Genomic DNA, 12653 nt, shown 5'->3' with positions numbered 1-12653 from the left:
CCATCCTGCCGCGACCTCTCAACTGTGCAGAGGCAACGGGCAACGGACCGGGCACGTCACCCTCCCTCATCCATGGAGCCCATCATGTCCCGACGTTCCACCGCCTCCCTTTCCCGAATCGTGCTGGCCTGCGCCGTCGCTGCGCAGGCCGGATCGCCCGCCCTCGCGGACGATCGCGGTTCGGCCGTTCTCGATCCCGTCCACGAACTGGTGGCCTCGCTCGAAGGCGATTTCAGCGGCCTGCCGGAGCAGGATGATCCGCGCTTCGGCCATTCGGTGGCGCTGCGCGGCGACACGCTTGTAGTGGGCGCACCCGGCACCCTCACCGGAAGCAGCGGCAATATCTTCGCGCGCGGCGCGGTATTCATCTACCGTCGCAACGAGTCCGGCCTGGGCTGGTCGCTGCACCAGCGCATCGCGTTCGGCACCGGCGGCGACGGGCAGTGCGGCCACACCGTCGCCCTGAGCGACAACTTCCTGATGGTCGGCTGCCCCTGGCATCAGGTATCGGGCAACGCGCGCGGCCGCGCAGTGATCTACAACCGCGACGGCGCCACGGGCAATTATGTCGACGCGATAAACCTCGTCGGCACGACGAACGGGGACACCTGCGGCTACAGCGTCGCGATCATCGATGGCGCGCCGGGCACTGACAGCCCGTTGCCGATGGCGGCGATGGGCTGCCCGGGACGCACCTTTCCGCTCGGTGGCGGGCTGGGCGCCAACACCGGCGCGGTCGAGGTGTTCCGCTGGCTGCTGGCCTGGGACCAGGCCGCAACCCTGGCGCCACCGGCCATTGCCGCGAACAACGACTCCAGGTACGGTCACTCGCTGCTGTTCAACCGGGCGGGTCCTTCGCCGGGCATGACGCTGCTGCTCGGCGTGGGCATTCCCGGCAAGGACCGCGTGGAAATGCGCGCGATGGGCGCGACGGTGATGGACTGGCCCGTTGAGCGCACCATCGATGGACCTGCGAACAGCCGCTTCGGCCACAGCATCCATATGCATACCGGACGCCTGGTCATCGGCGCACCGGAAAGGCTGGTGCCGAACCCGACCTTGATGCCGCCGACGGCGACGCCCTCGGGCAGCATCACCATCATGTCGCGCAGTTGCACCATCGTGGGTGGCTGCGGCTGGTCCCAGAACGCGGACGAGATCCTCGCCATACCGACGGCCCAGGTCGTCGTCAGCCAGAACCGCATGGGACACGCGGTGCACGCATTGACGCCGAACCGGGTCGTGGCCGGCGCACCGCACTTCCCGTATTCGACCTACTTCGGCCAGGTCATCCACTACCTGCTCGACGCGGGTGCCTGGATCCGCCACAGCGACGAGCCGTTCGACCCCCTCGCCGCCAGCTTCCCGACCTCGCAGGCCGGCTACGCGCTGGCCGGTGACGAGGCCTGGCTGGCGGTCGGCCTGCCCGGTGAGCCGACCGGTTTCGGCCGCGTCAATGTCTACGGCTGGGACCTCAACGACGCCATTTTCGCCGACGACTTCGAATGCCACGGCCCGGCGCCAGGCTGCATTCTCTGATTCTCCCCGATGGTCCGGCGACCGGCCCCAGGGAAGGAGCCGGTCGCACCGGCGGGCCAAGGGATATCGCGTTCAGTCGCGCCGGCGCAGGATGCGCCGGCGCTGTTTTTCGTATTCGCGTTCGTCGAGCAGGCCCTGGTCGCGGGCGCGCTGCAGGTCGATGAGCTCCTGGCCTACGGTCGTGGCCTGGTTGCTGTTGCGCACCTCGGCGCCCCCGCCCCAGCAGCCGGCCAGTGCCATGGACACGAGCAGCGATACCGCCGCCAGCGTGCGTCCTGCGCCCGCCGTCATCGCCCGACGACCTTGCGGATGGCGGCGACGGTGGCCTCGACGGTGATGCCGAAGTGCTCGAACAGCTGCGGCGCCGGTGCCGAGGCACCGAAGCCGGCCAGGCCGATGACTTCGCCATCCAGGCCGACATAGCGCCGCCAGTAATCCGGATGGGCCGCTTCGACGGCGACGCGCGCACGGCACCACGAGGGCAGCACGCCTTCCCGGTATTCCAGCGGCTGCGCGTCGAAGACGCTGGTGCACGGCATCGAGACCACGCGCACGCCGATCTCGCCGGCCAGCTGGCGCGCGGCCGACATCGCCAGTTCCACCTCCGATCCGGTCGCCAGGACGATGGCTTCGACCTTGGCATCTGCGGGATCGAGCAGGATGTAGCCACCGCGTGAAACGGCCGACAGCGTGTCGGCATCGCGCGACTGGCAGACCAGGTTCTGGCGCGAGAACACCAGGCAGGTCGGTCCGTCCCGGCGCTCGATGGCGCGTTGCCAGGCAACCGCGCTTTCGACGGCGTCGGCCGGGCGCCAAAGCTCGTTGTTCGGAATGTAGCGCAGCGAGGCCAGGTGTTCGACCGGCTGGTGCGTCGGGCCGTCCTCGCCCAGGCCGATGGAGTCGTGCGTGTAGACATGGATGACCGGTGCCGGGATCAGCGCGCTCATGCGCACGGCGTTGCGGGCGTAATCCGAAAACACCAGGAAGGTCGCGTCGTACGGCAGGAAGCCGCCGTGCAGCGCCAGGCCATTGGCGATCGCGCTCATTCCGAATTCGCGCACGCCGTAGTAGACGTAGTTGCCACGCGCCGGATCGGTGTTGACGTCTACCGATCCCTTCCAGAGCGTCAGGTTGGAACCGGCGAGGTCGGCGGAGCCGCCGACCATTTCCGGCAGCAGCGGCGCGAAGGCTTCGATGGCCTGCTGGCTGGCCTTGCGTGAGGCGACTTCCGGCAGCTTCGCCTGCACCGACTCGATGTAGGCACGGGCTTCGGCCGCGAAGCCTTCAGGCAGTTCACCACGCAGGCGCCGCGTCAGTTCGGCGGCCTCGGCGGGATAGACGCGGGCATAGGCGTCGAAGTGGCGCTGCCATTCCTTGCTGCGCATGCCTCCGGCAAGGCGCGCGTCCCAGCCAGCCATGATCTCGTGCGGAATCTCGAACGGTGCATGCGGCCAACCGAGCAGTTTGCGCGCGCCGGCGATTTCCTCGGCGCCCAGCGGCGCGCCATGTGAAACCTCCTTGCCGGCCTTGTTGGGCGCGCCGTAACCGATCGTGGTGCGGCAGCAGATCAGCGTCGGCCGGTCCTCGTCGTCAAGTGCGGCGACGATCGCCGACTTGATGGCTTCGGCGTCGTGGCCATCGACCGCCGGGATCACCTGCCAGCCATAGGCTTCGAAGCGCTTGACGGTGTCGTCGCTGAACCAGCCCTCGACTTCGCCGTCGATGGAGATGCCGTTGTCGTCATAGAACGCCACCAGCTTGCCGAGCTTGAGCGTGCCGGCCAGCGAGGCGGCTTCGTGGGAAATGCCCTCCATCAGGCAGCCGTCACCGAGGAACACCCACGTGCGGTGATCGATGACCGGATGCTCGGGGCGGTTGTATCGCGCCGCCAGTAGCTTTTCCGCCAGCGCCATGCCGACGGCGTTGGCGAGTCCCTGGCCCAGCGGGCCGGTGGTGGTTTCCACCCCTGGCGTCTCGAAGGCTTCCGGGTGTCCGGGCGTGCGGCTGTGCAACTGGCGGAAGCGCTTCAGTTCGGTGATCGGCAGGTCGTAGCCGGACAGGTGCAGCAGCGCGTAGTGCAGCATCGAACCGTGGCCGTTGGAGATCACGAAGCGGTCGCGGTCCGGCCATCCCGGATTGCCCGGGTCATGGCGCAGGAAGTCGTTCCAGAGCACCTCGGCGATATCGGCCATGCCCATGGGCATGCCCGGATGGCCGGACTTGGCCGCCTCCACGGCATCCATGGCGAGGGCGCGGATGGCATTGGCGAGGTCGCGACGACTGGGCATTTCGGGCACTCCGGGACAGGGCGGCAGGCGGGATGCCTATTGTCGCCGAGAGTGGCGCCTGCGCCCAAGCCGCGCCGTGTCCGGAAACGCACCGATCGCCGGGCGTTGCCTGAATGGCGTGTACACGGCGAGGCCGGCGACTGATGGCTTCGCCGCAAGCGCCGCGTAGCTCCCGGCACATCCCGATTCACTTCAAGCACGGATTTCACGCATGAAACGAGCCCTGAGTTGGCTGTGCCTGGCCGCACTGGCTGTCCTTACGCTGTTGATCGGCGCATTCGCCTTCGCCTGGTGGAGCAGCGAACGCGTGCTCTCGTTGCGTATCGACGTGGCCGATCCACCCCTGGCCAGGGTCGGCGACGACGGCCGCGCGCACGGTCGCCACCTGTTCCACAGCCGGGGCTGTTCCGACTGCCACGGCGAGCGCGGCGAGGGCCGCGTCGTGTTCGACGTGCCCCCGGCCAGGGTGGTTGCCAGCAATCTCACGGCCGCAGGCGAAGGCCGTCATTACGACCGGGACGCCTTCGGTCGCGCCGTCCGCCACGGCGTCGCCCATGACGGCCGCGCATTGCGCTTCATGCCGATCGAGGACTACGCGGAGCTGAGCGACGCCGATGCCGCCGCGCTGGCCGCCTATCTGGAAAGCCTGCCCGCCGTCGACAACGATCCGGGTACGACGCAGGTGCGTCCGCTTGGCCGTCTGTTGCTCGCCTTCGGTCAGCTGGAGCTGGTGCCTGCGCGCCATGTCGACCACCGCCCGCGCGAGCGCGCGGCGCCGGCGCCCGCCGCCACCGCCGAATTCGGCGCCTACGTCGCCCGCACCTGCAGGGGCTGCCATGGCGGCGGCTACCGTGGTGGTCGCGTCCCGGGCACGCCGCCGGAGATGCCGCCGGCGTCCGACCTGACGGCGTTGCATGACTGGCAGGCCGAGGACTTCCGCCGTCTGATGCGCGAAGGTCTGCGCCCGGACCGCACGCCCGTGCATCCGCTGATGCCCTGGCAGGCCTTCAGGACCATGACGGATGTGGAACTGTCCGCGATGTGGCTGTTCTTCCGCGAGCTGGCTGCGACGGGACCCTGAGGCAGCGGCCTTCGTCGGATCCTCGCCGTTCCTGCGCGACATCGTTCCGCGGCTTGCGCTACGGTGTCGCGCGGGGGTGCGGGGTGCACCAGGGAGGACGGGATGGCAGGCGGGAGCCGCTTCGGATTGATTCCAGTATTCGCAATGCTGCTGGCTTCACAAGCCGCCCGGGCGCAGCCGGTGGTCGTTCGCGATGGCGAAACCGGCCGCGGGATTCCGGCGCGGGTCGAACTGGCATCACTGCCGAACGACATCGCCCCGACCGCCGCCGCGCTGGCGGATGTATTCGATCGGACCGGCGATGTCCGCATCCACCGGATTGAAGCGGGCGCCCGTGCCGCCATGCCGGTTGAAGGCCGAACCGCGGCGCGCGTTTCCAGCGACGGCTACAGGACGCTGCTCACCGTGATCGAACCCTCCACCGGTATCGAAGGCTGGACGCTCTGGCTGCAACCGGCGCGGATCCCCGCAGTGGCGCGGCATGCCGCGGCGGCCCTGCATGGCTTCGTGATCGATCCGGACAGCCTGCAGCCGATGAAAGATGTCCGCGTGCAGTGGGCCGGCGGCAGCGAAAGCGCCATCAGCGACGCCCAGGGCGCATTTTCGCTGCCGCTGCCCGAAGCTCCCGCTGACACCGCGCTGGTCCGCCATCAGCTGGTCGTGACCGCAGCCGATGGGCGTCGCATCGAACGCGCGGTGGCGGTCGCTCGCGGTTCGGACCTGCGGTTGATCATCGACTTTTCCGCTGCCGGCGCGGACGAGCCCGGGCACCGTCACCTGTTGCCGGCGGACACGCTGTCGCAAGCGATCGAGGCGGGTCGCGAAATGCAATGGCCGGCCGGCACGCCCGTCGAGCCGCCGGCGAGCGTGCGTGTCGGTTACGCCGATGCCAGCTGCAGCACCACCTGCTGTACCGGCAGCTGCAATCACGTCTGCGTCTTCGATCTGGAGACCTATGTCCGCCGGGGCCTCAATGACGAATGGATCGCATCCTGGTCCACACAGTCGCTGCGAGCCGGCAGTGTCGCCTACCGCAGCTACGGCGCCTGGCATGCCCTGAATCCGGTGCCAGGGCGTGCGTTCGACATCTGTTCTTCCGCCTGCTGCCAGGTCAATGACGGCGATACTTCGGCGAACACCGATCTGGCGGTGGCGCGCACCGCCGGACTGATGCTCCAGCGCAATGGCGCCGTGTTCCGCAGCGAGTATTCCGCGGAGAACAACTGTCGCCTGGGAACCCAGAGCTGCGCCAACCAGGACCTGTCCTGCGGCAATGGCTTCGCCGGCTCACCGGCGGCGAACTGGCCCTGCCTTCCCGATGCTGTCGGTCTTGACCGCGACTGTTTCGGACACGGCCGTGGCATGAGCCAGTGGGGTACGCAGCGCTGGTCGCAGCCACCACATCTGCAGACATGGCGCTGGCAGGTCAATCACTATTACAACCAGCATGGCGCCGGCAGCGGGCTGCGCACGGCAACAATGACGCAGGTGCTCGCACTGGACATGGTGCGCCCGCGCCAACGCACCCTTGTGCCTGGGGCAACGCTGGTGCTCGAGTTCAACGCGCGCAACCTGGCCAGCACCGCGCACGAACGCGTGCTGCTGGGCGCCAGCCTTCGCCGGCCGCCTGGCCCCTTTATCGACGATCCGGGTAACGACGCACCGGCCGTGCTGCCATCCGGAGGCTCCCAGCACCAGCGCGTGTTCGAGCTGCCTTCCGGATCGGGCGCCGGCACGTACGATGTCTACGGCTCGCTGTATGTCGACATCGACGAGGACGGTTCGATCAGCCCGGACGACCTTGCGCAGGATCTGCTGCTTGTTCCTGCTGCCCTCCGCGTGGTCGCCAACGGTGACCTGATCTTCTACGACGGACTGCAGTGAACGCGGTCAGCGGACCGGATCGAAACCATCGGCGTGCAGCAGATCGCCAGGTGGCGCGAGCAGCGTGTATGCCGCCTCGGTGAACAGTGCTGCGCTGTCGATGGGGACGATCCGGATGTCCAGCATCGAGCCCGCAGGCTGCGGCGGCATTGCCAGGGGCAGATCCACTTCCTGCCAGCGCCGCCACGGCTGTTTCGGCGCATATGGGAACCTGCCGGCCTCCTGGCCATTGACGACCACGATGGCCGCCTGGCCACCCTCCAGCGCGTCGAAGCGTCTTCGCAGCCACAGCCTCTGCGCCCGATTGCGCAGATGGAACCGGAACGATGAAGTTCCCTCGCTGAAGCGGCAGACGCGGCCGCTTCGCTGGGTCGGTGGCTCGTCGATGTAGTGCGATGACAGGTCGCTGCATGACGCCGACGCCGGGGCAACGTAATGACTTGCCTGAATGCTCGAAGCCGATACCAGGTCCAGCGTCGAGACCGGTAGCATCGCCCGCCCGGGTTCGTGATAGAACCAGGCCGTCGCGTCGGCGCACATGGCCTGGTCGCCATAGGCGCCGCGTTCCAGCCGGACATCAAGGCTGGAGCGGAACGGAACGGCATCGGCCAGCAACAGGCGATACATGCGCGACGCCACCGGCGTACCAGCGACGCGCTGATGCCAGGGGGCGCCGGTCATGGGCGCGGCAAAGGGGTAGCCGTAGCCGCCATGATCGAAATAGAAGCCGGCGTTGTAGAAGTCCTCGTTGCCGGTTCCGTGCAAGGCCGGATGGGCGCTGCCGTCGATATGGATGCGCTCGTCCCCTTCGAGATAGTTCGCGTTGTCGGACAGCAGGTTGTGCTGGCGGGTCGACAGTCCGAGCCAGCGACCGCGGCCACCAAGGGCAAGCAGCGACAGGTCACTCTGGTGCCGGCCGGTGCCGATGCACTGGTCCGCAACGCGGATACCGAAATGCATGGCGTCTTCGGGCGCAGGTCTGCCGTCCAGCACGTAGGCGTAATCGACAGTCACTTCGCCGCCTCGTCCGGCTTGCAGAAGGCGCACGCTCGCCTGACTGTGGAATGGCATGGGCCAGAACAGATAGGCGAATCCGTCGTCGTCCAGACCGACCAGCAGGGACCTCGGCGCCTCGGTCGGTTCGCTGCCCATGCCGAACCAGTCGGTCAGTGGATGGTCGATGTCGGAACCCTCATCGAAGCGCATCCGAAGACGGAGCGACGACCCGTCCACCCCGTCGGGAACGCGCAACCGGAGGCCGAGCAGCGAGTCGGACCCGGCCTGTTCGAGCAGCGTTTCCTCGACACCCGGCTTGATCGTGCGCTGCCCGCTCACCCAAGCGGGTGCCCCGGGCCACGGGTACGCCCCCGGTGTCGTGCTGATGAATGCGTGCAGCGCCGGCCAATCGGCCGGAAATCCGGACGCGCCGATTTCGACGTCAGCCGCTACACGATGGATGTTGAACTGGTACCAGACCCTGTTCGCATCGATCGCCTGATCGCCACCGGCGAGGCTGATTGTCATCCCGGCATTGAACACTACCGGTACGAGATTGAAGCCGGCGCCGGCCGCAGAATGCCTGTTGCCGGCAAGGGGCGCCAGGTGCGGGGAGACATCGCCTGCGAACCAGTCGTTCAGCGCGATATCGACGAACGGATCCGGACTCCCGTCCAACCGGATACGCAGGCGCAGTGCGGCGGGAAAGTCGGCACTGAAGCCATCGCCGGTCGTCAGCCACGCGCGGACGAGTGCGCCGGCGCCTTGCTCATCCACCAATAGCAGCTCGTCACCTTCTAGGCGCAGCTCGCGATGCCGTCCAAGCGGGCGATACAGATGGTCGTAGCGGCATTCCAAGGCGCCCGGCTCGACTGCGCCATCGGGGCCGTATGCGCACGGCACCGGACTGAAGGTGGAATACAGGACCACCGCATGGTCATCGCGATGGCGTGACAGGACGAGCGGATCGGACCAGTAGGCCCAGGGTGGTGGCTCAGGGCTGGCGATGCGTGGGCACAGCAGCCCTGACAGGAGGACTGCCGTGCCCGATGCCATCCGCAGCCTAGCCAGTCGTCTCCGCCACGGCTGCATCGGGCAGGTCCGATTCGCCACGGGAAACCACCACCGCTGCCGTCAGATCACCGGTGACATTGAGCACGGTGCGCGACATGTCGAGCAGCCGGTCGACGCCCAGGATCAGACCAATGCCTTCCGGAGGAATGCCAACCATCGCGCAGATCATGGCAATCACCGGCAGTGAGCCGGAAGGCACACCAGCGGTACCGATGCCACCGAGAATGCAGACCATCATGACCAGCAGCTGCTGCTGGAAACTCAGGTCGACGCCAAAGAACTGGGCAAGGAACAACACCGTCACACCTTCAAACAGCGCGGTGCCATTCTGGTTCGCGGTCGCGCCCACAGTCAGGACGAAACGCGAGATCTTGTGCGGCAACTTGAGGTTCTCTTCCGCCACCTTGAGGGCGGTTGGCAGCGTGGCATTGCTGGACGAGGTCGAGAACGCGACCAGCACGGCCTCCTGCACGCCGCGGAAGAAGAACCCCGGCGACATGCCCCCGAGATACTTCACCGCCAACGTATAGACAACAACGAAGTGCAGGGCCAATGCCAAGAGGACGACACCTGCATACGCACCCAACCGGATGAGCAGATCCCAGCCGAACAGCGCGGCAAGGTTGAAGACCAGGCAGGCCACGGCGTAGGGCGCGAACCGGATGACCAGGTTGATCAGGGTCATCATGACCTCGAACAGCCCTTCGATGGCACCCTTCAAGGCTTCGGTCCCCGGGCGCCCACGCGCCAGCACCAGCCCGATGCCGAACATGAGCGCGAAGAACATCACCGCCAGGACGTCGTTGCTTGCGGCGGCACGGATGACATTGTCCGGAACGATCTGCACCAGCATCATCACGCCACTGGCCCCTTCGCGCGCCGATGTCACGATGGATTGCGCCCGATCCGCGGCATCGCCCAGCAGGCGCTCGGCAACGGCCGGATCGACACCATTGCCCGGTTTGAGGACGTTGACGAGGGTCATGCCGATGACCACCGCGACGGCGGAGACCAGCGCGGAATAGGCCAGCGTCTTCCAGCCGATCCGTCCCAGTGCACGGACGTCGCCCATTTCCGCCACACCGACCACCAGCGCCGAGAACAGCAGCGGTATGACCAGCATGAAGAGCAGGCGCAGGAAGATGGTGCCGACGGGCTGCGTGACGTAACCGGTCAGCCAGACCACCCAGTCGGCGTCACCGCCAGCAGTAAAGTTCACGATCAGGCCACCGATCAGGCCAACAAGGAAGCCGATCAACAGCTTGGTGTGCAGTGCCATGGACTCTCTGTGCCTCGCTCCGGAGAAGCGAATGTAGCAAAACGGCGGCCATTGGCCGCCGTTCCGTTACAACCGTTCACCGCTTTTCAAAGACTACGGCACGAAGTTCGCAGTGCAGCTGCGATCGCCGTTCATCAGCTGCGACACTGTCGCCGCACCCCCTGCACAGTCACCCGACCAGGCACCGAAGGCACTTCCGCCGGTGGGCATTGCGGTAAGCCCGACGCTGCGCCCGAGGACGATTTCGTAAGTGCAGGTCGTGGTCGGAGCGGCCGTACTCGTCCTTTCGCAGGTTGCCAGACCACTGGGGCGCGGCGGCGAGAAGCTGTTTTCCGAACTGCTCAGCTGCACGTTGCCGGTCTCGCCGGTGATGTTCACCGTCAGCGTAACCGTTTCAGTGGAGCCTGGGTCTTCCGGTTCCTCGCCGCCGACGATTTCGACAACCGCTTGTGCACCGCCAACGAAGAACACCAGAGACGGGTTGCCACCACCCGCCTGGATACCCGTCGTCACTGCGGTGACGCCGACACAACCGCTCGCATCCGTCGGACCGACCACCCCGCTGGAGCCCTGACCGGTGATGCTGCCACTGCCCGAGGTCAGGCCCTGGAAGGCAAAACCGATGCTCGCACCACGCATGGCTTCACCACGCGCATCGCTCAGGCACACCATGACATGCGACGCCTGATTGGCGGTGATGGACTCCGGTGCAGCCATCAGCTGCGCCGGCGCCAGGCCTGCGAAGCTGTAGAACTCGACATCACCAACCGTCTTCGGCTCGCCGGACACCACTGCGCCATTGCCCTGGACCCAGACGATGGCTGCGCGGCCCAGATGGGTCACGGGGTAGTTCATGTAGACCGTTGCAACGCCATTGGCGTTGGTACGGGCGGACTCGTGGATGTTGCCGACCTGTGCGCGTCCGATGGCATATGGCACGACCGGCCCGCGGTTGACGCTCTGGCCCGTGTGGTCGTTGAAGTTGAATCGACGCGTCACGCTCAGGCTCGTCGCGCTGCTGACAGACTGCACCACGCGCGATCCTTCAAGGTCTTCATTGCCGGTGACATCCTTGCCGAACAGGACAAGGGTGTCGCCCGGGCCGACACCACCGCCGGCGGTGGTGAAGGCGCCATTGGATGCGCTGAAGAGCGTGCCGCCCTCTTGCGGATCGCCGTTCATTCCAAACAGCGCGAAGTTGCCGTTGGCGGCCAGCGGGCTGTCGATCAGGCCGAACTGCAGGGTCGTGCCGGGCAGTACCGGATTGCCCATGCGGTCGGTGGCGATGGCGCTCACGATCAGGCTGTAGGTGCCATCCGCGGGTGCATTCTCGTCGTCGTCTTCGGGCAACAGGACATGGGTCCTGTTCACGAAGAGGGAATCCATGACCGGGGTCGTCAGGGTGACGCTGAAGAGCTGGCCGTCGGATACGACGACCGAGCCCTCGCCGACGACCGGATCGGTGATGCCGTTGTCGACGTTGTTGTCAGCGCGATCAGCCGTCGCGCGGATGCGGACGATACCCTGCCGGTTGGCGGTCCGGAAAAGTGCGCCGGCAACGCCGTTGAAGGTGCGCGTGGACACGGTGTGGCCTTCCTGGGTCACCCCTGCCGCGGTCGTGACGCTGAGGCGCTCACCCTCCTGATCGAGAATCTCGAGACGAACATTGTTGTAGCTGGTGCTGCCCGACACCGGGTTAGGGACAGGATTTCCCGCACCGTCGTCGACGAAGATCCGCAACTGCCGGCTGGTGCTGCCGCCGGAACCCTGGACGTAGGCCGGGGGACCTTCCTGCGCGACACGAACGGTACCCGGGATTCCCGGCACGCCGGACGTCATCGTGAACGGCATTTCCGCACTGAGGTTCTCACCGGTATCCTGGTCGACAACCGATACGGTCAGGCGGCCTGAGCCGGCATTCCCCAGAGAGCGGACCAGCACCGTACCCCGACCGGCGTTCATGACGACACGGGTCGAGGCGAAATACATCTCGCATTCGTTCTCGTCCGTATCGGGATCGTCCGGTGTCGATAGCGCGCCCACGTTGTCCTCGGAAGTCCACACGGCACGCATGGCTTCCTCGTCTTCCGGCGCGGTCACGAGTTCGCCACGAAGGTTACGCCAGGTAACGGTGACCTCTGCCTGATAAGGGAAGTCGCGGCAGGATGGCGGCAGGCCTTCGGCATTCACCGGAATGGTCTGACGATTCGCCTGCAGCGTAAGGCGGGTGTCGTTGCTCGGACCGCCATTCAGGCTGATCGTTGCGGTGGCGGGCTGGGCCCCCGGATCCGCAATCGATGCACGCAGCTGGACGGTACCCGTCGCCGTGCTGCTCTTGAAGCGGAATCGCGCCTGCCCACCCGTCGTTGGCGCGCTGGCCGAATTGTTGAAGCTCTGGTTCTCGCCGGTCGCCGCACCAACCTGACCCATGCTGGGCTGATCGACGCTCAGGGTCACGGGCGTGCCGTCAGGCACACCGGTTCCCCTGCGGGAGACGTTTACCACTACGTCA

8 protein-coding genes are annotated in these 12653 nt (G+C 66.7%); 3 read left to right on the top strand and 5 right to left on the bottom strand.

Annotation, left to right across the window (positions count from 1 at the left end):
• Nucleotides 1–84 precede the first annotated feature (84 nt).
• On the top strand, nt 85–1539 hold the full coding sequence (locus EDC25_RS03400) for an FG-GAP repeat protein (protein ID WP_164484113.1): 1455 nt from the start codon (nt 85–87) through the stop codon (nt 1537–1539).
• A 72-nt stretch (nt 1540–1611) separates the two neighbouring features.
• Here EDC25_RS03400 and EDC25_RS03395 read toward each other — a convergent pair whose 3' ends face one another.
• Both EDC25_RS03395 and tkt read right to left on the bottom strand, forming a co-directional pair.
• A complete protein-coding gene (locus EDC25_RS03395) occupies nt 1612–1830 on the bottom strand; it encodes a hypothetical protein (protein ID WP_123522676.1) in 219 nt (72 codons plus the stop codon).
• Nucleotides 1827–3827 (bottom strand): transketolase, encoded by a 2001-nt coding sequence (gene tkt / locus EDC25_RS03390; RefSeq protein ID WP_123522677.1) that lies wholly within the window; start codon nt 3825–3827, stop codon nt 1827–1829. Before tkt ends, EDC25_RS03395 begins: the two co-directional genes overlap by 4 nt.
• Nucleotides 3828–4038: 211 nt before the next feature.
• Here tkt and EDC25_RS03385 point away from each other — a divergent pair, with 211 nt between their 5' ends.
• Both EDC25_RS03385 and EDC25_RS03380 read left to right on the top strand, forming a co-directional pair.
• Nucleotides 4039–4908, top strand: coding sequence for a c-type cytochrome (locus tag EDC25_RS03385; RefSeq protein ID WP_123522678.1), 870 nt, complete (start codon nt 4039–4041; stop codon nt 4906–4908).
• Between the two features lie 102 nt (nt 4909–5010).
• On the top strand, nt 5011–6792 hold the full coding sequence (locus EDC25_RS03380) for a SpoIID/LytB domain-containing protein (RefSeq protein WP_123522679.1): 1782 nt from the start codon (nt 5011–5013) through the stop codon (nt 6790–6792).
• Nucleotides 6793–6798: 6 nt separating this feature from the next.
• On the opposite strand, the gene EDC25_RS03375 is transcribed toward EDC25_RS03380, so the two are convergent.
• The 3 genes from EDC25_RS03375 to EDC25_RS03365 all read right to left on the bottom strand — a co-directional run bounded on the left by EDC25_RS03375 (nt 6799) and on the right by EDC25_RS03365 (nt 12571).
• Nucleotides 6799–8844, bottom strand: a complete 2046-nt coding sequence (locus EDC25_RS03375) for a DUF2961 domain-containing protein (protein ID WP_164484114.1) — start codon at nt 8842–8844, stop codon at nt 6799–6801.
• 7 nt (nt 8845–8851) lie between these two features.
• Nucleotides 8852–10141, bottom strand: coding sequence for a dicarboxylate/amino acid:cation symporter (locus tag EDC25_RS03370; RefSeq protein ID WP_132577232.1), 1290 nt, complete (start codon nt 10139–10141; stop codon nt 8852–8854).
• Between the two features lie 93 nt (nt 10142–10234).
• Nucleotides 10235–12571: an InlB B-repeat-containing protein gene (locus tag EDC25_RS03365; protein WP_123522681.1), complete on the bottom strand. Its 2337-nt coding sequence runs from the start codon at nt 12569–12571 to the stop codon at nt 10235–10237.
• Between the last annotated feature and the right edge of the window lie 82 nt (nt 12572–12653).

The organism is Pseudofulvimonas gallinarii (genome assembly GCF_004343305.1).
GTDB lineage: Bacteria > Pseudomonadota > Gammaproteobacteria > Xanthomonadales > UBA2363 > Pseudofulvimonas > Pseudofulvimonas gallinarii.
Note: the sequence above shows the minus strand (reverse complement) of the source record. Positions and strands in the feature narration are given on the sequence as shown.

Coding starts and splice junctions, on each gene's coding strand:
- EDC25_RS03400 (WP_164484113.1), top strand. CDS start 85: ATGTCCCGACGTTCCACCGCCTCCCTTTCCCGAATCGTGCTGGCCTGC.
- EDC25_RS03375 (WP_164484114.1), bottom strand. CDS start 8,844: ATGGCATCGGGCACGGCAGTCCTCCTGTCAGGGCTGCTGTGCCCACGC.
- EDC25_RS03365 (WP_123522681.1), bottom strand. CDS start 12,571: ATGGGTCAGGTTGGTGCGGCGACCGGCGAGAACCAGAGCTTCAACAAT.
- tkt (WP_123522677.1), bottom strand. CDS start 3,827: ATGCCCAGTCGTCGCGACCTCGCCAATGCCATCCGCGCCCTCGCCATG.
- EDC25_RS03395 (WP_123522676.1), bottom strand. CDS start 1,830: ATGACGGCGGGCGCAGGACGCACGCTGGCGGCGGTATCGCTGCTCGTG.
- EDC25_RS03370 (WP_132577232.1), bottom strand. CDS start 10,141: ATGGCACTGCACACCAAGCTGTTGATCGGCTTCCTTGTTGGCCTGATC.
- EDC25_RS03380 (WP_123522679.1), top strand. CDS start 5,011: ATGGCAGGCGGGAGCCGCTTCGGATTGATTCCAGTATTCGCAATGCTG.
- EDC25_RS03385 (WP_123522678.1), top strand. CDS start 4,039: ATGAAACGAGCCCTGAGTTGGCTGTGCCTGGCCGCACTGGCTGTCCTT.